This window comes from Teichococcus deserti, from assembly GCF_001982615.1.
Taxonomy (GTDB): Bacteria; Pseudomonadota; Alphaproteobacteria; order Acetobacterales; family Acetobacteraceae; genus Pseudoroseomonas; species Pseudoroseomonas deserti.
Map to the genome: position 1 here is coordinate 18,993 of NZ_MLCO01000102.1, position 17,551 is coordinate 36,543.

General features: G+C 70.6%; 18 protein-coding genes. 14 read left to right on the forward strand and 4 right to left on the reverse strand.

Annotated elements, in window-relative coordinates; all coding sequences use genetic code 11:
* Nucleotides 1-59 precede the first annotated feature (59 nt).
* The 4 genes from BKE38_RS12455 to BKE38_RS12470 all read right to left on the reverse strand — a co-directional run bounded on the left by BKE38_RS12455 (nucleotide 60) and on the right by BKE38_RS12470 (nucleotide 3,913).
* Nucleotides 60-818, reverse strand: a complete 759-nt coding sequence (locus BKE38_RS12455; RefSeq protein ID WP_076957638.1) for a GNAT family N-acetyltransferase — start codon at nucleotides 816-818, stop codon at nucleotides 60-62.
* 403 nt (nucleotides 819-1,221) lie between these two features.
* Nucleotides 1,222-2,496: a transcription termination factor Rho gene (rho, locus tag BKE38_RS12460; RefSeq protein ID WP_076957639.1), complete on the reverse strand. Its 1,275-nt coding sequence runs from the start codon at nucleotides 2,494-2,496 to the stop codon at nucleotides 1,222-1,224.
* A 314-nt stretch (nucleotides 2,497-2,810) separates the two neighbouring features.
* A complete protein-coding gene (gene hemJ, locus BKE38_RS12465; RefSeq protein ID WP_076957640.1) occupies nucleotides 2,811-3,257 on the reverse strand; it encodes a protoporphyrinogen oxidase HemJ in 447 nt (148 codons plus the stop codon).
* Nucleotides 3,257-3,913, reverse strand: a complete 657-nt coding sequence (locus tag BKE38_RS12470) for an HAD family hydrolase (protein ID WP_076957641.1) — start codon at nucleotides 3,911-3,913, stop codon at nucleotides 3,257-3,259. The genes hemJ and BKE38_RS12470 overlap by 1 nt, the downstream gene beginning before the upstream one ends.
* A 209-nt stretch (nucleotides 3,914-4,122) precedes the next feature.
* Between BKE38_RS12470 and BKE38_RS12475 the strand changes: the two genes are divergently transcribed.
* The 14 genes from BKE38_RS12475 to BKE38_RS12540 all read left to right on the forward strand — a co-directional run.
* Complete coding sequence (locus BKE38_RS12475; protein WP_242662335.1) at nucleotides 4,123-4,680, forward strand: nucleotide exchange factor GrpE; 558 nt, start codon at nucleotides 4,123-4,125, stop codon at nucleotides 4,678-4,680.
* A gap of 7 nt (nucleotides 4,681-4,687) precedes the next feature.
* Nucleotides 4,688-5,260 (forward strand): GNAT family N-acetyltransferase, encoded by a 573-nt coding sequence (locus tag BKE38_RS12480; protein ID WP_076957642.1) that lies wholly within the window; start codon nucleotides 4,688-4,690, stop codon nucleotides 5,258-5,260.
* A 132-nt stretch (nucleotides 5,261-5,392) separates the two neighbouring features.
* The gene (gene dnaK, locus BKE38_RS12485; protein WP_076957643.1) at nucleotides 5,393-7,318 is read left to right on the forward strand and encodes a molecular chaperone DnaK; all 1,926 of its coding nucleotides are present in this window, start codon (nucleotides 5,393-5,395) and stop codon (nucleotides 7,316-7,318) included.
* 89 nt (nucleotides 7,319-7,407) lie between these two features.
* Nucleotides 7,408-8,559, forward strand: coding sequence for a molecular chaperone DnaJ (gene dnaJ, locus BKE38_RS12490; RefSeq protein WP_076957644.1), 1,152 nt, complete (start codon nucleotides 7,408-7,410; stop codon nucleotides 8,557-8,559).
* A gap of 60 nt (nucleotides 8,560-8,619) precedes the next feature.
* Nucleotides 8,620-8,958 carry a hypothetical protein gene (locus BKE38_RS12495; RefSeq protein WP_076957645.1) on the forward strand — a complete coding sequence of 113 codons (339 nt, stop codon included), beginning with the start codon at nucleotides 8,620-8,622 and terminating at the stop codon, nucleotides 8,956-8,958.
* Nucleotides 8,959-8,965: 7 nt separating this feature from the next.
* Entirely contained in the window at nucleotides 8,966-9,706 is a 741-nt protein-coding gene (gene dapB / locus BKE38_RS12500) for a 4-hydroxy-tetrahydrodipicolinate reductase (protein ID WP_076957646.1), read from the forward strand.
* A gap of 255 nt (nucleotides 9,707-9,961) precedes the next feature.
* Nucleotides 9,962-11,149 carry a methionine adenosyltransferase gene (gene metK / locus BKE38_RS12505; RefSeq protein ID WP_076957647.1) on the forward strand — a complete coding sequence of 396 codons (1,188 nt, stop codon included), beginning with the start codon at nucleotides 9,962-9,964 and terminating at the stop codon, nucleotides 11,147-11,149.
* A gap of 68 nt (nucleotides 11,150-11,217) precedes the next feature.
* Nucleotides 11,218-11,979 (forward strand): class I SAM-dependent methyltransferase, encoded by a 762-nt coding sequence (locus tag BKE38_RS12510; protein WP_131829579.1) that lies wholly within the window; start codon nucleotides 11,218-11,220, stop codon nucleotides 11,977-11,979.
* Nucleotides 11,980-12,023: 44 nt separating this feature from the next.
* Nucleotides 12,024-12,725, forward strand: coding sequence for a tRNA (guanine(46)-N(7))-methyltransferase TrmB (gene trmB / locus BKE38_RS12515; protein ID WP_076957649.1), 702 nt, complete (start codon nucleotides 12,024-12,026; stop codon nucleotides 12,723-12,725).
* Nucleotides 12,726-13,163: 438 nt separating this feature from the next.
* Nucleotides 13,164-13,661 carry a hypothetical protein gene (locus BKE38_RS12520; protein WP_076957650.1) on the forward strand — a complete coding sequence of 166 codons (498 nt, stop codon included), beginning with the start codon at nucleotides 13,164-13,166 and terminating at the stop codon, nucleotides 13,659-13,661.
* Between the two features lie 132 nt (nucleotides 13,662-13,793).
* Entirely contained in the window at nucleotides 13,794-14,366 is a 573-nt protein-coding gene (rimP, locus tag BKE38_RS12525) for a ribosome maturation factor RimP (RefSeq protein WP_165694169.1), read from the forward strand.
* A gap of 5 nt (nucleotides 14,367-14,371) precedes the next feature.
* Nucleotides 14,372-16,048: a transcription termination factor NusA gene (gene nusA, locus BKE38_RS12530; protein WP_083747510.1), complete on the forward strand. Its 1,677-nt coding sequence runs from the start codon at nucleotides 14,372-14,374 to the stop codon at nucleotides 16,046-16,048.
* A 130-nt stretch (nucleotides 16,049-16,178) separates the two neighbouring features.
* Entirely contained in the window at nucleotides 16,179-16,886 is a 708-nt protein-coding gene (locus BKE38_RS12535) for an RNA-binding protein (RefSeq protein WP_083747511.1), read from the forward strand.
* A 60-nt stretch (nucleotides 16,887-16,946) separates the two neighbouring features.
* Nucleotides 16,947-17,551, forward strand: a 605-nt coding sequence (locus tag BKE38_RS12540) for a translation initiation factor IF-2 associated domain-containing protein (protein WP_207553555.1), incomplete at its 3' end; no start/stop codon positions are given.

Here is a 17,551-nt window from a genome sequence, read left to right on the forward strand (position 1 = left end):
GGCGCCGCGCAGCCTAGGCGGAGGGCGACGAAGCCTGCCACCCCGCCCGCCCTCACAAGTCAGCGCAGCAGGAAGTAGCGGTAGTTGTAGATGCCGGCGAAGCCCAGCCGGGCGTAGAGCGCCTGGGCCGGAGTGTTGCTGGCCGAGACCTGCAGCCAGCCGGTGCGGGCGCCCTGGTCCTGGCCCCAGGCGGCGCCGGCGGCCAGCAGGCGCTGGCCCAGGCCGCGGCGGCGGAAGTCGGGGGCGGTCGCGATGTCGAAGAAGCCCAGCAGCTGGCCGTCGGCGGCGACCTGGCCGGCGGCGACGGCCTTCCCCTCCAGGCGCAGCAGCAGCCAGGCGGCGGGGAGCAGCATCATGCCGGGGGCCTGCATCTTCTCGGCGCGGCGCTTCTCGGTCTGGTAGTCGGCGGTGGCCAGGACCGCGAGCCATTCCTCGGTCGGCGCGGGCAGGAATTCCACCGCAGCGTCGGGGGCGGCGAAGCCGGCGAGCGGGCCCGCCATGACGACAGATTCGTCGTGCTCGGCGTAGCCGCGTTCGAGCAGGGCTTCCTGCAGGCCCGGCGGGTCGAGCGGGGTGGAGCGGAAGCGCGGGGTCAGGCCCAGCTTGTCATAGGCGCCGGCGATGCGGTCGACACGCTGGGTCAGCGCTGCATCGGGCGCCGGGTCGAGCGAGGAGACGGCATTGGCGCGCCCGGTGCCGCCCAGGAAGGCGCGCATCAGGAAGGGCCCGTCAAAGGCGGTGCGCAGCGCCGGCACGGCGTTGTGCGATGCGCGTTCGAGCTCGGCCACCGACACGCCCTGCCAGGATTTGCCCTGCATCCGTCTGCCTCTTCGCCATCATGGAGTGGCTGCAGCCTAGCGCGCCGATCGCCGCTGACCAGCCGCCGAGCCCCGCCGATCGCAGGGGGCTGGACAGCGCGCACGGGTGAGGAAGCTGGGCTGCGCCGAAGGCGGAGCACAGACGCGACGAAGAAAGCAAAGGAGAAACATGCAGCCGACCCCTGGTCGGCTGAGGCCGCGAACGCGGCCCGCGCCTTATGGCGCGAAAGCCAAGCCGGCGGATGCCGGCGCCGGCGTCTGAGGCCGAAAACAAAAGCAGCCGACCTCTTGGTCGGCTGAGGCCGCGAACGCGGCCCGCGCCCTATGGCGCGGTAGCCAAGCGCGCGGATGCGCGCGCCGGCGCCTGAGGGGCCTGGGCGCTTTCGCGCCCAGGCCAAACCAATCAAGTATTCATCGCGTCGAAGAAGTCCTGGTTAGTCTTGCTGTATTTCAGCTTGTCCAGCAGGAATTCCATCGCGTCCTGGGTGCCCATCGGGTTCAGGATGCGGCGCAGGACCCACATCTTGGTCAGGGTCGGGCGGTCGATCAGCACCTCTTCCTTGCGGGTGCCGGACTTGGTGATGTCGATCGCCGGGAAGACGCGCTTGTCGGACAGCTTGCGGTCGAGGATGAGCTCCGAGTTGCCGGTGCCCTTGAACTCTTCGAAGATGACCTCGTCCATGCGGCTGCCGGTGTCGATCAGCGCCGTCGCGATGATGGTCAGCGAGCCGCCTTCCTCGATGTTGCGGGCGGCGCCGAAGAAGCGCTTCGGCCGCTGCAGGGCATTAGCGTCGACGCCGCCGGTCAGCACCTTGCCCGAGGAGGGCACGACCGAGTTGTAGGCGCGGCCCAGGCGGGTGATGCTGTCCAGCAGGATGACGACGTCGCGCTTGTGCTCGACGAGGCGCTTGGCCTTCTCGAGCACCATCTCGGTCACCTGGACGTGGCGGGTCGCCGGCTCGTCGAAGGTGGAGGCCACGACCTCGCCCCGCACCGTGCGGGCCATGTCGGTGACCTCTTCCGGGCGCTCGTCGATCAGCAGGACGAGAAGAAAAACGTCCGGGTGGTTCAGGCTGATGCTGCGGGCGATGTTCTGCAGCATCACCGTCTTGCCGGTGCGCGGGGGTGCCACGACCAGGGCGCGCTGGCCCATGCCGATCGGGGCCACCAGGTCGATGACGCGGGGGGTGTAGTCCTTCTGCATCCCCTTCGCGACGCTCTCGAACTCCGTGTTCTCCATCTTCAGGCGACGGGTCGGATAGAGCGGCGTCAGGTTGTCGAAGTTGATGCGGTGCCGCAGCGCCTCGGGCGGCTCGAAGTTGACGGTGTTGACCTTCAGCAGCGCGAAGTAGCGTTCGCCATCCTTCGGCGCGCGGATCTGGCCTTCCACCGTGTCGCCGGTGCGCAGGCCGAAGCGGCGCACCTGGGCGGGGGAGACATAGATGTCGTCCGGCCCGGGCAGGTAGTTCGACTGCGGCGAGCGCAGGAAGCCGAAGCCGTCGGGCAGGATTTCCAGCGTGCCGTCGCCATGGATCGCCTGATCATTCTCCGCCAGCTGCTTCAGGATCGCGAACATCATGTCCTGCTTGCGCAGGATGGAGGCGTTCTCGATCTGCAGGGACTCGGCGAAAGCGAGCAGGTCGGCGGGGCTCTTGGCCTTGAGTTCAGAAAGATGCATGGGTCGGACGCGTTCCGTGCCGGCGGGAGCAGCGGGACATTTTGCGAGAAGCCGGCGGCTTGGCCTGCCTGCATGCCGGAACCGCGCAGGCTGCGCAGCCGACCTGTCCCGAATAAGGAGGGATTGTGTCTCGGCACCAGAATGGATCGGCCCAAAGGATTGGGCGTGACCGGTCTCATGCCATCGACGGGAAGCGTTGCGAGGCTAGGGGCCGCGACGCGCTTCCGTCAATGGGGCAAATGGGGGTTTCACACTCTGTTTCAAGCATTTCCGCCCGGATCCTGCGGCGATCCGGCCGCCAGGACGGAAAAGGGTCAGAAAGGCTTTACGATCACCATGATGACGATGACCAGCATCAGCAGGGTCGGCACCTCGTTCATGAAGCGCCAGTAGCGCTCGCTGTGCCGCCGCTGGTCCGCCAGCAGCGCCTTGCGGGCGGCGGCCAGGTGCATGTGGAAGCCGCTCATGGCGATGACGCCGGCCAGCTTCAGGTGCCACCAGCCGGCCGACCAGTCGATGACCCCCGGGATCGACACCAGGGTCAGGCCGAGGATCCAGGTGGCGATCATCGCCGGGTTCATGATGCCGCGCAGCAGCCGGCGCTCCATCACCTTGAACAGCTCGCTGCGCTCGGAGCCGACCGGGGAAGGCGTGTGGTAGACATAGAGCCGCGGCAGGTAGAACAGCCCGGCCATCCAGGCGATCACCGCCGCCAGGTGCAACGCCTTGATCCAGGGATACCAGCCGGAAAGCGCCTCCATCACGCCACCCCCAGCAGGCCAGGCAGCTCGTCCATGTGGCGGAAGGGCTCGGCGCCCTGGGCGCGCAGCAGGGCCTCGGGCAGCTCCCAGACCAGGGCCAGCACCCGGCAGCCGGCGGCGATGCCGGCGCGGATGCCGGGCAGGCTGTCCTCGACCACCACGCAATCCGCCGGTGCCGCGCCGCAGGAGGCCGCCGCGGCGGCGTAGATGTCGGGATAGGGCTTCGGCCGGTCGACATCCTCGAAGGAGAAGACGCGACCCTGGAACAGCTCGGCGACGCCGAGCCGCGCCAGCTTCGCCGACAGCTCGGCGCGGGAGGAGTTGGAGGCGCAGGCCAGCGGGATGCCGGAGGCGGCCAGCCTGCGCAGGGCCTGCATCGCCCCGGGCACCGGCACCACCTCCTCGGCCATGCGGCGGGTCAGCGCGCGGCCGATCTGCGCCGGCCAGTCATCCGGCACCCGGCCGAAGCGCTGCTCGATCACCGCCACCATGTCGGGCACGGCGCGGCCGAGGAAGACGTCCTGGCAGAGCTCCGGCGTCACCGGGAAGCCGCGGCCGGCCAGGTCGTCGGCCACCACCTGGGCGGCCAGCGCCTCGCTGTCGGCCAGCACCCCGTCGCAGTCGAAGAGGATGGCGCGGGGTCGGGTCACGGGCATCGGCACGGCCTTCTGCAGGGGGGAGCGCGCGCCCCGAATGCCACGGCCGGGCCGGAAAAGCAGCCCCGCCCCCGGCGGATCGGCTGACGCGCGTCTCCTTCCTTGTCCTGGGCCGTCTCTTTGCCTAGGTGATGGGGCTGAATGGCCGCGGCCTGCCCATCCGGGGGGCGCGCCGGCCGATGACGATTGGATCTGAAAAGAAGCCGGTGATGAACGATCAGAGCAAGCCCAGCGAAACCGAGGCCCAGCAGGGCCAGCCGGAGGCCCCGGTCGACGCCCAGGCGCGCATCGCCGAGCTGGAGGCGGAAATCGCCCAGCTCAAGGACCGCTGGCTGCGCTCGGAAGCCGAGATGCAGAACCTGCGCAACCGCACCAAGCGCGACGTCGACGACGCCCGCAACTACGCGGTGCAGAAATTCGCCCGCGACGTGGTCGAGGCGGCCGACAACCTGCGCCGCGGCCTCGACGCCCTGCCCGCCGCGCAGGAGGGCGAGGCCGAGCTGCTGGGCAAGCTGCGCGGCGGCTTCGAGGGCGTCGAGCGCGCCTTCATCGGCATCCTGGAGCGCAACGGCGTGACCCGGCAGGAAGCCGCCGGCAAGCCCTTCGACCCCGAGCTGCACCAGGCCATGGCGCAGCAGCCGCCGCCGGAGGGCGTCGCCGCCGGCACGGTGCTGCAGGCCTGGACCCCGGCCTGGCTTCTGAACGGCCGCCTGCTGAAGCCCGCCATGGTGGTCGTGGCCGGCGAAGGCGTCTCCGAGACGGCCTGACCTGGCGGTGACCGGCCTCATCCTCCGCGCCGTGGCGCCGGCCGACCAGCCGGCGCTGCTGGCGCTGAACAACCGGCATGACGGCCCGGTCAACGCGCTGGCGGCCGCTGGCTTCGCCACGCTCTGCGCCGACGCCTTCCTGGCGGTCGGCGCCTGGGGCGAGGCGGGCGAGCTGCTCGGGCTGATGGTGGCGCTGGGTCCGGAGGGGCCGCTGCACGGCCCCAACCATGGCTGGATCCGCGCCCACCACCCCGAGGCCGTCTATGTCGACCGAATCGTGGTCGAGCCGGCGGCGCAGGGCATGGGCATCGGCCGCAGGCTCTACGCCGCGCTGGCCGCGGTGGCGCTGCAGGAGGGGCTGCACCGGCTGGGCTGCGAGGTCAATCTCGACCCGCCCAATCCGGAAAGCCTGGCCTTCCACGCGCGGCTCGGCTTCGCCCCTGCCGGCGAGGCGCGCGACCCGCGCAACGGGAAGCTGGTGCGCTACCTGCTGGCCGAGGCCGCGCCCTTGGCGGCGGCCGGACCTGCACATTTCTTGCGCAGCGCGGCGAACCACCCTTGTCCGGCGGCGCCGCGCTGAATACATCGCTGACACCGCCGCCCGGGCGCCTCTCTTGCCCGGGCCGGCAACCCCCAGATCACGCCTGATGAGCACGGGGATGAGCGTGGCGCCATGAACGGGCCACCCCCATCCGCCAGGAGGAGAACTCGGATGAGCAAGGTTATCGGCATCGACCTCGGCACCACCAACAGCTGCGTCGCCATCATGGAAGGCGGCGACGTGAAGGTGCTCGAGAACGCCGAGGGCGCGCGCACGACGCCGTCCATGGTCGCCTTCGCCAAGAATGGCGAGCGGCTGGTGGGCCAGGCCGCGAAGCGCCAGGCGGTCACCAACCCGACCGATACCCTCTATGCGGTGAAGCGCCTGATCGGCCGCCGCTTCGACGACGCGATGGTCAAGAAGGAAGCGGGCCTGGCCCCCTTCAAGATCGTCCGCGCCGACAACGGCGATGCCTGGGTCGAGGCCGGCGGCTCCAAGCAGGCGCCGCAGCAGATCAGCGCCAATGTGCTGACCAAGATGAAGGAGACCGCCGAGGCCTATCTCGGCGAGAAGGTGACCCAGGCGGTCATCACCGTCCCGGCCTATTTCAACGACAGCCAGCGCCAGGCGACCAAGGAGGCGGGCGCCATCGCCGGCCTCGAGGTGCTGCGCATCATCAACGAGCCGACCGCGGCCGCGCTGGCCTACGGCATGGACAAGAAGGCCACCGGCACCATCGCGGTCTATGACCTCGGCGGCGGCACCTTCGACGTCTCCGTGCTCGAGATCGGCGACGGCGTCTTCGAGGTGAAGTCGACCAACGGCGACACCTTCCTGGGCGGCGAGGACTTCGACCAGCGCGTCATCGACTACCTGGCGGACGAGTTCAAGAAGGAGAACGGCATCGACCTGCGCGGCGACAAGCTCGCCCTGCAGCGGCTGAAGGAAGCGGCCGAGAAGGCCAAGATCGAGCTGTCGAGCGCCAAGCAGACCGAGATCAACCTGCCCTTCATCACCGCCGATGCCTCGGGCCCGAAGCACCTGGTGCTGCAGGTCAGCCGCGCCAAGCTGGAGAGCCTGGTCGACGACCTGGTGCAGCGCACGCTCGAGCCCTGCCGCCTGGCGCTGAAGGATGCCGGCCTCTCGGCGGGCGAGATCGACGAGGTGATCCTGGTCGGCGGCATGACCCGCATGCCCAAGGTCGTCGAGGCGGTGAAGCAGTTCTTCGGCAAGGAGCCGGCCCGCAACGTCAACCCGGATGAGGTCGTGGCCATCGGCGCCGCCATCCAGGGCGGTGTGCTGAAGGGCGAGGTCAAGGATGTCCTGCTGCTCGACGTGACGCCGCTGTCGCTGGGCATCGAGACGCTCGGCGGCGTGTTCACCCGGCTGATCGACCGCAACACGACGATCCCGACCAAGAAGAGCCAGACCTTCTCCACCGCCGACGACAACCAGACCGCGGTCACCATCAAGGTGTTCCAGGGCGAGCGCGAGATGGCGGCGGACAACAAGCTGCTGGGCAATTTCGACCTGCAGGGCATCACCCCGGCCCCGCGCGGCGTGCCGCAGATCGAGGTCTCCTTCGACATCGACGCCAACGGCATCGTCTCGGTCAGCGCCAAGGACAAGGCGACCGGCAAGGAGCAGCAGATCAAGATCCAGGCCAAGTCCGGCCTGTCGGATGCCGATATCGAGCGGATGGTGAAGGACGCCGAGGCCAATGCCGAGGCCGACAAGAAGCGCCGCGAGGGCGTCGAGACCAAGAACCAGCTCGAGGCGCTGATCCACGGCACCGAGAAGACGCTGAAGGAGAACGGCGACAAGGTGGGCGAGGCCGACAAGGCCGAGGCCGAGGCCGCCCTGGAAGCCGCCCGCAGCGCCCGCGAGGGCGACGATGTCGAGGCCATCAAGGCCGCGACCGAGCGCCTGGGCGCCGCGTCCATGAAGCTGGGCGAGGCGGTCTACAAGGCGGCCGCCGCCGCCGAGGGTGCCGCCGGCGCCAATCCCGAGGCCGCCGGCGCCGAGGCCAAGGCGGGCGAGAAGGTGGTCGACGCCGAGTTCGAGGATGTCGACCCGGCGAAGAAGAAGCCGAGCTGATCCGGCTCGGACTGCGCTGACCCGCTGCGTCCGGCCCTTCGCGGGGCCGGACGCTTCGTCGTTCCGGAACTTGGGGGACAGGCCACGCCATGGCCAAGAAGGATTATTACGAGACCCTGGGTGTCGCCCGGGGGGCGAGCGACGATGAGCTGAAGAAGGCCTATCGCAAGCTCGCCATGAAGCACCACCCGGACCGCAATCCGGGCGACAAGGCTGCCGAGGCCTCCTTCAAGGAGTGCAGCGAGGCCTATGACGTGCTCAAGGACCCCGAGAAGCGCGCCGCCTATGACCGCTACGGCCATGCCGCCTTCGAGGGCGGCGGCGGCCCGGGCGGCGGCTTCGGCGGCGGCAGCCCCTTCGGCGCCGGCGGCTTCGAGGACATTTTTGCCGAGATGTTCGGCCAGTTCGGCGGCGGGCGCCGGGGTGGCGGTGCGGCCGCCGGCCGCGGCGCCGACCTGCGCCAGCAGGCCGAGATCTCGCTGGAAGAGGCCTTCGCCGGCACCCGGCAGACGGTGCGCGTCCAGAGCAGCATCCAGTGCGAGGCCTGCGACGGCACCGGCGCCGAAGGCAAGGCGGCCTCCGCCCAGTCGACCTGCACCACCTGCGGCGGCGCCGGCAAGGTGCGCGCCCAGCAGGGCTTCTTCCTGATCGAGCGCGCCTGCCCGACCTGCGGCGGCACCGGCCGGGTCATCAAGAACCCCTGCAAGATTTGCCAGGGCGCCGGCCGCGTGCAGCGCGAGCGCACGCTCAACGTCACCATCCCGCCCGGCGTCGAAGACGGCACCCGCATCCGGCTGTCGGGCGAGGGCGAGGCCGGGCTGCGCGGGGCGCCGGCGGGCGACCTCTATGTCGATATCGCGGTGAAGCCGCACCAGCTGTTCCAGCGCGACGGGGCGAACATCTTCGTCCGCGTGCCGCTGCGCATGACCCAGGCGGCGCTGGGCGGCGCGGTCGAGGTGCCGACCATCGATGGCGGGCGCTCGCGCGTCACCATCCCGGCGGGCACCCAGACCGGCGACCAGTTCCGCCTGCGCAGCAAGGGCTTCTCCGTCCTGCGCTCCACCGCGCGCGGCGACATGTATGTTCAGGTCGCCGTCGAGACACCGCAGAACATGACCTCCCGCCAGCGCGAGCTGCTCGAGCAGTTCGAGAGCGAAGGCGGCCAGCACGGCCATTCCAGCCCCGAAAGCGAAGGCTTCTTCGCCAAGGTCAAGGAATTCTGGGACGGGCTGGGGCGGTAGCCCGTGGCGGGGGAAGGCAGCGCCTTCCCCCCGACGCGGCCGGATCGGACAGGACAAAAGATGCGCTCGACATGGACGGGGAAGCGCTATGCGCTGGCCCTGCTGGCCCTCTGGCTCATCCTCATCGTCGGGCGGTACCTGCTCGCCCACAACGAGGCGATGCTCGAGCACCGGCTGATCTGCGTCGAGAATGCCGGCGGCGCCGAGGTGTCCGAGGCCTTCAGGGCGCTGGTCTGCTCGGCTGACTTCACCACCAAGCGCATCCTGGGCACCGTGCTGTTCTGGGCCTTCCACAGCGCCATGGCCTTCTCCATGATCGGCGCGTTGATCTGGTTCGCCGTCATCCGGCCGCGCATCCACCCGCCGCAGCCCATCCCCCAGCCCGGCCAAGAGGACTGACCCCGCCATGGCGCTTCGCATCGGCATCCTGGGCCAGTCCGGCCGCATGGGTCAGCTCCTGGCCGAGGAGATCGCCGCCGCCGGCGCGACCCTTGCGGGTGGCATCGGCCGCGACGGCGACGCGCCGGCACTCTTCGCCGCCAGCGACGTGGTGATCGACTTCACCCATGCCGCCACCGCCGAGCGGCACGCCGGCCTGGCTGCGGCCAGCAAGACGCCGCTGATCCTTGGCACCTCCGGCCTGTCGCTGGCCCAGGAGGCCACCGTCGCCGAAGCCGCCAGGACCATTCCCGTGGTCTATGCGGCGAGCTTCGCCCCTGGCGTCAGCCTGCTCTTCGCCCTGGCCGAGCGCATGGGCGCCGCCCTGCCGCCGGAGCAGTACGACGCCGAGATCGTCGAGATGCACCACCGCCAGAAGGTCGACGCTCCGTCCGGCACCGCCATCGGCCTGGGCCGCGCCGTGGCGCGCGGCCGCGGCAGGACGCTGGAGGAGGTCGGGCTGGAAAGCGGGCGCGACGGCCATACCGGCCCCCGCGCCACCGGCCCGATCGGCTTCGCCGCGCTCCGCGGCGGCCAGGTCGTCGGCGAGCATTCACTTCTCTTCACCGCCGGCTCGGAGCAGATCACCATCAGCCATCGCTCCTTCGACCGCCGCGTCTATGCGACCGGCGCGGTGCGCGCGGCGCATTGGGTGATGGCGCAGCCGCCCGGCCTCTACGACATGAAGCATGTCATCGGCATGGCGTGACCTGTCCGGGTCGCGGTTACTCTTCAGTTAAAACTTGCCGCCTTCTGCGCCGGACGCAGGTCTGGCAGGCCCTGCGGCCCGCTGCCGCATGCCATGGTCACTTGACCCCCCGCCCCCCGCTTGCGAAACAGCCCGGCCGCGCTCGCGCGGCCGCCGGCTCTCGGGACGGCGCGACCAGATGCGCCGCGACGCCGGCGCAGGGATAGCCAGGCCGGGGTTGCCGGTCGCCGCCGCGACAAGAGGACGAATAGGGCCATGCGCGACAAGGGCGAATATCTGTTCACGTCGGAGTCCGTCTCCGAGGGCCACCCCGACAAGGTTGCCGACCGCATCAGCGACACCGTGCTGGACGCCTTCCTGGAAGCCGATCCCTATGCACGCGTGGCCTGCGAGACGCTGGTCACCACCAACCGCATCATCCTGGCCGGCGAGACCCGCGGCCCGGCCAGCGTCACGCCTGAGCTGCTGATGCACCTGGCCCGCATGGCGGTGCAGGACATCGGCTACGACCAGGAAGGCTTCTCCTGGAAGAACGCCGAGATCGCCTGCCACCTGCATGCGCAGTCCGCGCATATCGCCCAGGGCGTCGATGCCTCGGGCGACAAGGACGAAGGCGCCGGCGACCAGGGCATCATGTTCGGCTATGCCTGCACCGAGACGCCCGATCTGATGCCGGCGCCGCTCTACTACGCGCACCTGATCCTGCGCCGCATCGCCGAGCGCCGCCGCACCAACGACAAGTCGGTCCGCGGCCTGCTGCCGGACGCCAAGTCGCAGGTCACCCTGCGCTATGTCGACGGCAAGCCGGTCGGCGTCGCCTCGGTCGTCGTCTCGACCCAGCACGAGGAAGGCCTGACCCAGGCCCAGGTCCGCGAGCTGGTCCGCCCGATCGTCGTCAGCAGCCTGCCGGAAGGCTGGGCCGTCCCCGAGGACGAGCTCTACGTCAATCCGACCGGCACCTTCGTCATCGGCGGCCCGGACGGCGATTGCGGCCTGACCGGGCGCAAGATCATCGTCGACACCTATGGCGGGGCGGCCCCGCATGGCGGCGGCGCCTTCTCCGGCAAGGACCCGACCAAGGTCGACCGTTCGGCCGCCTATGCCGCGCGCTACGTCGCCAAGAACGTCGTCGCTGCCGGCCTGGCCGACAAGTGCACCATCCAGGTCTCCTACGCCATCGGCGTGGCCAAGCCGCTGTCGGTCTATTTCGACCTGCACGGCACCGGCCGCGACATCGACGAGGTGAAGCTGGCCAAGGTCGTCAACGACATGGTCAACCTGTCGCCGCGCGGCATCCGCGAGCACCTGCACCTGAACCGCGCCATCTACGCGCCGACCTCGGCCTATGGCCATTTCGGCCGCACGCCGGACGCGGAGAAGGGCACCTTCACCTGGGAGCGGACCGACCTGGCCGCCGAGCTGAAGCGCGCCTTCGGCCGCTGAGAATCGGGGCGGGGGGTCTCCCCCCCGCCTCTTCCGCCGCCCGCCGGGTTCCGGCGCGGGACGGCGACATGCGCAACGATCTCCCGTACAACGTCGCCCTGCGCCCAGTTCGCGAAGGAGCACGTGACGCCATGGTGGATGACGCCGCCGGGATCGAGACCCGCCTGGCCGGGGCCGGACAACCCGCCTCTCCCCTCGGCGATGCACCGGCAGCTCCTGCCGGGCCGGCCATCGACCGCAGCGCCTATCGCCAGGCCTTCGAGGATGTCTATGCCGGTCCGGGCTGGGGCGGCACCTCCGGCCCCGGCTCCTCGCCGGTGGCGAGCGTCGATTACCGGCTGTTCCTCGAGCGCTTCATCGCCCGCAACAACATCCGCAGCATCGTCGATGTCGGCTGCGGCGACTGGCAGTTCTCGCGCTATGTGAACTTCGGCCGCGCCGAGTATCTGGGAATCGACGTGGTGCCGCATCTGGTCGAGCGGAACCAGGCGACCTATGGCCGCGAGACAGTGCGCTTCGCGCTGGCGCCGGAAGATCCCGCCAGGCTGCCCAAGGCCGATCTGCTGCTGATGAAGGACGTGCTGCAGCATCTGCCGGACGAGGAGATCCGCTACTACCGCTTCCGCGTCGTGCCGCGCTATCGCTTCGCCCTGCTGACCAACTCCTTCACCAAGGTGCAGATGAAGCCGAAGCACAACACGGATGTCGCGCCCGGCCGCTTCCGCACCGTCGACCTCCGCGCCGAGCCCTACAAGTTCAAGGGCGCCTATGTCTCGGAATACTGGACCGAGGCCTGGGAACGCATTCAGACATTGCTGGTGATCAATTGACCCTTCCTTCCCCGCCCGACGCGGCGCCCGACACCATCCCTGACATGCCGGCCGGGGCCGCGCCGGAAGCCCCCGCGGTTCCCGACCGGCTCTATGGCCGCCGCCGCGGCCATCCCCTGCGCCAGCGGCAGCAGCTGCTGCTCGACCAGGCGGTGCCGCGGCTCGGCTTCGACCCGGCGGATCCCTGGGCCGGCTTCCCCGTGCGGCCGCAGGAGCTCTGGCTCGAGGTCGGCTTCGGCGGCGGCGAGCACGCCCTCGCCCAGATCGAGGCGCATCCCCAGGCCGGGCTGATCGCCGCCGAGGTCTTCGAGAACGGCATCTGCTCGCTGCTGACCCGCATCGTGCCGGACGGCGAGGAGGCGACTTCGGCCCTGCCGCCCAACCTGCGGCTCTGGACCGAGGATGCGCGCCGGCTGCTGCGCGCCCTGCCCGAGTCCAGCCTGTCGCGCCTGTTCCTGATGTTCCCGGATCCCTGGCCGAAAGCGCGCCATGCCAAGCGCCGCTTCGTCCATCCGAGCATCCTGCCGGTGCTGCAGCGCGCCATCCGCCCGGGCGGCGAGTGGCGCATCGCGACCGACGACCCGACCTACCAGGCCTGGGTCGCCGAGGTCATGGCCGCGCAGGACATCTTCGAGCGCGTCTCGCTCGACCACAGCCGCCCCGAGGGCTGGCCGCCGACCCGCTACGAGGCCAAGGCGCTGCGCGAGGGCCGCAGCCCGATGTACTGGATCTGGCGCCGCAAATAAGGCGGGGGCAGCGACGCCCCCTTCCCGCGCCACCGGCGGCCGGCCCCCGGCGGCCGGGCGCTCCAGGGGGCGCGGCCTTTGCGGAGGTCGCCGGGGCAGCGGGTGCAGCTCGCCCCTCGGCATGGCGCTCCCGGTGAAGCGCCGGCGCATCGCCAGCGGCCGCGGACCGGCCAGCAAAGATGGCCGCGGGTCAGCATGCGCCCCGATGCCGCCTGGCCTGCCGGCGGCATGACCGGACGACGGGTTGCGGCCGCATCCTCACGGTGTCCGGAACGAACCGGTGACCCAGTCCTGACGGAACCTCTGCCGTTATGCGGAGGGCGCAGGACGAAACGGCCAAGCCAGCGCGTGGCGCATGTGACACAGGCGAGAAATGTCATGCTGCGCCGCGCAGATCATCATTGACCGCCGACAAAGCTCACGACACCGTGTGCCGTCATGGTTGCAACCATTCGCCCTCTGCCGCCACAGGAAGCCGGCCGTCGCAGCGCCGAGGCGCTGGCGGCGGAACGTGGCGGCAATCTGGGCTGGTGCGGCCCGGCCGCGGTGGCGCTGGCCGGCGGCACCAGCTACGCCATGGCCTGCGCCCTGCTGCGCGCCGTCGCGCCGCAGCGCTACGCGCCGGAGGGCGAGATCGTCACCGCCTATTGGCGCGACGTGGTGCAGGCGCTGGCCGAGCTCGGCGTCGTGGCCGAGCGGCTGCCACTGACCGCCCCGCGCCCGACCCTGCTGGGCCTGGCCCGCCGCAGCGGCCTGGCCCCCGGCCTCTACCTGGTCCGCGTCACCGGCCATTTCCTGCTGCTGCGCCTGCAGGGCTTCGGGCTGGCGGAGGTGAACGACAACCGGCTGTCCAACGCGGTGCTGACGGCGCGCACCCATGGCCGCTGCCGCGTCACCCATGTCGCCCGCCTGGCGGAAGCCGACACGCCGGCCTGACGCCCCGCCTGGCGACTCCGCGGCCGGCCGCGGCTTTTCTTGTCTTCGGCCCGGGGCCGGACTATATGAGGCGGCAACACATCTTCGCTGCACAGTCAGGGGGGTGGCCTTAACGGGCCGCCTTTTTTGTTTTTGGAAGACGATCTCCCGCTGAACGAGGGCCTCGAGGCCCGCATCACCGCCGCCATCCAGCCGACGCTGGCCGGCATGGGCTATGAGATCGTGCGCGTCCAGATCCAGGGCAAGCAGACGCCGACCGTGCAGATCATGGCCGACCGGGCCGATGGCAGCCTGATCGGCGTCGGCGACTGCGAGGCGATCAGCCATGCCGTCGGCGCCGTGCTCGACGTCGACGACCCCTTCACCGGCGAATGGCATCTCGAGGTCTCCTCGGCCGGCATCGACCGGCCGCTGACCCGGACCAAGGACTGGAACCGCTTCGCCGGCCACCTGGCCATCGCCGAGATGTCGATTCCCTTCGAGGGCCGCCGCCGCTTCCGTGGCATCATCCTGGGCGCGGATGCCGAGACCGCCCGGCTGAAGCCGGAGGACGGGCCCGAGGTCGCCCTGCCGCGCGCCGATATCCGCCGCGCCAAGCTGGTGCTGACCGACGAGTTGATTGCCGCGACCGCGGTGTCCGCGACGCCCGAGGGGGATGACGACGCCCCCGAGGAAGACGCCTCGCCCTACGCCAAGAGGAACTGAGCATCATGGCCGCAGACGTTGCCATTGCCCGCCCGGAGCTGTTGCAGGTCGCCGAGGCGGTGGCGCGCGAGAAGATGATCGAGCGCGACGAGGTGCTCGAGGCGATGGAGCAGGCCATCCAGAAGGCCGGCCGCGCCAAGTACGGGCATGAGAAGGACATCCGCGCCGTCATCGACCGCCGCTCCGGCGAGGTGAAGCTGTCGCGCTGGACCGAGGTGGTCGAGGCCGAGCCGGTCGAGAACGAGGCGACGCAGATCCCGGTCCGCATCGCCCAGAAGATCCGCCCCGGCATCGCGGTGGGCGAGTTCATCGTCGACCCGCTGCCGCCGATCGATTTCGGCCGCATCGCCGCGCAGACCGCCAAGCAGGTGATCGTGCAGCGGGTGCGCGAGGTCGAGCGCTCGAAGCAGTTCAACGAGTACAAGGACCGCGTCGGCGAGATCATCAACGGCGTCGTCAAGCGCACCGAGTACGGCAACCTGATGGTCGATCTCGGCCGTGCCGAGGCCCTGCTGCGCCGCGACGAGACCATCCCGCGCGAGGCCTTCCGCAATGGCGACCGCGTCCGCGCCTATATCTACGACGTGCGCGAAGAGCCGCGCGGACCCCAGATCTTCCTCAGCCGCACCCATCCCGGCTTCCTCGCCAAGCTGTTCGCGCAGGAAGTTCCTGAGATTTACGACGGCATTATTGAAATCAAGGCTGTCGCCCGCGACCCCGGCTCCCGCGCCAAGATGGCCGTGATCAGCCGCGACTCGTCGATCGACCCAGTCGGCGCCTGCGTCGGCATGCGCGGCAGCCGCGTCCAGGCCGTCGTCGCCGAGCTGCAGGGCGAGAAGATCGACATCATCCCCTGGTCTTCCGACAACCCCACCTTCGTGGTGAACGCCCTGGCGCCTGCCGAGGTGTCCAAGGTGGTGATGGACGACGACAGCAAGCGGGTTGAAGTCGTGGTCCCGGATGACCAGCTGTCGCTGGCGATCGGGCGCCGCGGCCAGAATGTCCGCCTCGCCTCCCAGCTGACCCGCTGGGACATCGACATCCTGACCGAGGCCGAGGCTTCCGAGCGTCGCCAGGAAGAGTTCCGCAAGCGCACCGGCCTGTTCGTCGAGGCGCTGGACGTGGATGACGTCATCGCCGGCCTGCTGGTCAGCGAGGATTTCAGCACCGTCGAGGAGCTGATCGAGGTCGAGGATGACGACCTGGCCGGCATCGAGGGCTTCGACGAGAACGTCGCGGCCGAGCTGAAGCGCCGGGCCCAGGCCTTCTTGGACCGTCGCGACCAGGAGCTCGACGAGAAGCGCCAGGCGCTGGGCGTCGAGGATGCGGTGGCCGAGGCCGGCGGCTTCAGCCCCGCCATGCTGGTGACGCTGGGCGAGAAGGGCATCAAGACGCTCGATGATCTCGGCGACCTGGCCGCCGACGAGCTGATCGAGATCCTCGGCACCGAGGCGGTGGACGAGGACACGGCCAACGCCATCATCATGGCCGCCCGCGAGCACTGGTTCGAGGGCGAGGAGGGCGCTGCCCCCGCCAAGGCCTCGGCGGAAGCCGGGGATGAGGACGCCGGGGATGAGGCAGCCGCCGACGCGGAAGACGCCCACGCGGAAGACGCCGGCGCGGCGGTCGCCGAGGACGGCGCCGCGGATGAGGGCCAGGACGGCGAGAGCCGCCCGGCCTGAGACGACCCTGGCCTGGCCACCGGCCAGGCCACCGGACGAAGGAATGCTCTGCCGGGCCTGCCCGGCAGGGCTTCGTCGTTGAGAGGCGGGCGACGGGATCTTCCCCTCCCCCGCCGGTGAAAGCGGAGCGATGCAGCCACTGACGGACGGGACCCCGGTCCCGGAGCCCATCGACCAGACGCCGGACCAGCCGGGGCAGGCCTCTGCCCCGGAGGCGGATTCGCGCGCTGCGGAAGAGGGTCAGCCGGATCCCGAGCCGAAGGGGCCGATGCGCCGCTGCATCGTCACCCGGGACAGCTTGCCGAAGGAGGCGATGCTGCGCTTCGTGCTCGGTCCCGGGCGCGAGCTGGTCCCCGACCTGGGCGGGAGGCTGCCCGGCCGGGGAATGTGGTTGAGCGCGCGGGCCGATGTGCTAGAACGCGCCCTCAGCCGGGGCGCCTTTCACAGGGCCGCCCGCGGCCAGGTGCAATTGCCCCCCGACCTTCGCGCCCGGATCGAGACTGGCCTCAAAGGTCGCATCCGCGACCAGGTGGGTCTGGCGCGCCGGGCCGGCCAGGCGGTGAGCGGTTTCCAGCAGGTGCGCGAATGGCTGCAGGCCGGACGGGCGGCGCTGCTGGTCGAGGCGAGCGACGGCAGCCTGTCAGAGCGCGACAGGCTGGCCGGGCGGCGTGGCACGCCGATTGTGGCGGTGCTGTCGGCGCAGGAATTGGGCGCGGTATTCGGAAGGGACCATGCGGTGCACGTAGCGATAGCCCCCGGACGGATTGCCGACATGTTGGTGCAGGAGGCGGGCCGTCTGGCCGCTGTCTCCGGTGCCGCGAGCGGAGCGGGGACGTGAGCCCGGCAACGGCTCGCGGTAGGATTGATGGCACAAGACGGATCGGGTTCAGGCGAACGAATGAGCGACCAGAATGAGCAGGACGCGGCGAAGAGCAGGCTGAGCCTTCGGCCGGGCGGCCGCCTCGAGCTTGGCAAGACCGAGGCTGCTGGCACGGTGCGCCAGTCCTTCAGCCATGGTCGCGGCAAGACCGTGCAGGTTGAAGTGGTGAAGAAGCGCGCCGGCGGTCCGCCGGCGCCGGGCGGCAAGCCGGCCTCGGGCCCGGCCACCGGCCCGCGTCCTGCGGGCGGCCCGCAGCGCAGCGCAACCGGCCCCGCCAATCGCGGCGGCAGCGGTGGTGGCGGCGGCGGTGGCCAGCAGGCCGGCCGTCCGCTGAACCAGGCCGAGCAGGCCACCCGCCTGCGCGTGCTGGAAGAGCATCGCCGGATGGAGGCCCAGCGCCAGCGCGAGGAGCGCGAGCGTCAGGCCCTGATGGTGCGCAGCGCCGCCGAGGAGGCCGCGCGCAAGGTCGAGGAAGAGCGTCGCCGCGCCGAGGAAGAGGCGGAGCGCGCCGTCGAGGAAGCCCGCCAGAAGGCCGAGGACGAGGTCCGCCGCAAGGCCGAGGCCGAAGCCCGCCGCAACGCGCCGCCGGCCGCGGCGGCCCCTGCCGCGCCGGCGCCCGCCGC

Excerpts from the sequence above, each read along its gene's own strand:
- BKE38_RS12455 (WP_076957638.1), bottom strand. The coding sequence starts at position 818 with ATGCAGGGCAAATCCTGGCAGGGCGTGTCGGTGGCCGAGCTCGAACGC.
- rho (WP_076957639.1), bottom strand. The coding sequence starts at position 2,496 with ATGCATCTTTCTGAACTCAAGGCCAAGAGCCCCGCCGACCTGCTCGCT.
- hemJ (WP_076957640.1), bottom strand. The coding sequence starts at position 3,257 with ATGGAGGCGCTTTCCGGCTGGTATCCCTGGATCAAGGCGTTGCACCTG.
- BKE38_RS12470 (WP_076957641.1), bottom strand. The coding sequence starts at position 3,913 with ATGCCCGTGACCCGACCCCGCGCCATCCTCTTCGACTGCGACGGGGTG.
- BKE38_RS12475 (WP_242662335.1), top strand. The coding sequence starts at position 4,123 with ATGAACGATCAGAGCAAGCCCAGCGAAACCGAGGCCCAGCAGGGCCAG.
- dnaK (WP_076957643.1), top strand. The coding sequence starts at position 5,393 with ATGAGCAAGGTTATCGGCATCGACCTCGGCACCACCAACAGCTGCGTC.
- dnaJ (WP_076957644.1), top strand. The coding sequence starts at position 7,408 with ATGGCCAAGAAGGATTATTACGAGACCCTGGGTGTCGCCCGGGGGGCG.
- BKE38_RS12495 (WP_076957645.1), top strand. The coding sequence starts at position 8,620 with ATGCGCTCGACATGGACGGGGAAGCGCTATGCGCTGGCCCTGCTGGCC.
- dapB (WP_076957646.1), top strand. The coding sequence starts at position 8,966 with ATGGCGCTTCGCATCGGCATCCTGGGCCAGTCCGGCCGCATGGGTCAG.
- metK (WP_076957647.1), top strand. The coding sequence starts at position 9,962 with ATGCGCGACAAGGGCGAATATCTGTTCACGTCGGAGTCCGTCTCCGAG.
- BKE38_RS12510 (WP_131829579.1), top strand. The coding sequence starts at position 11,218 with ATGCGCAACGATCTCCCGTACAACGTCGCCCTGCGCCCAGTTCGCGAA.
- trmB (WP_076957649.1), top strand. The coding sequence starts at position 12,024 with ATGCCGGCCGGGGCCGCGCCGGAAGCCCCCGCGGTTCCCGACCGGCTC.
- BKE38_RS12520 (WP_076957650.1), top strand. The coding sequence starts at position 13,164 with ATGGTTGCAACCATTCGCCCTCTGCCGCCACAGGAAGCCGGCCGTCGC.
- nusA (WP_083747510.1), top strand. The coding sequence starts at position 14,372 with ATGGCCGCAGACGTTGCCATTGCCCGCCCGGAGCTGTTGCAGGTCGCC.
- BKE38_RS12535 (WP_083747511.1), top strand. The coding sequence starts at position 16,179 with ATGCAGCCACTGACGGACGGGACCCCGGTCCCGGAGCCCATCGACCAG.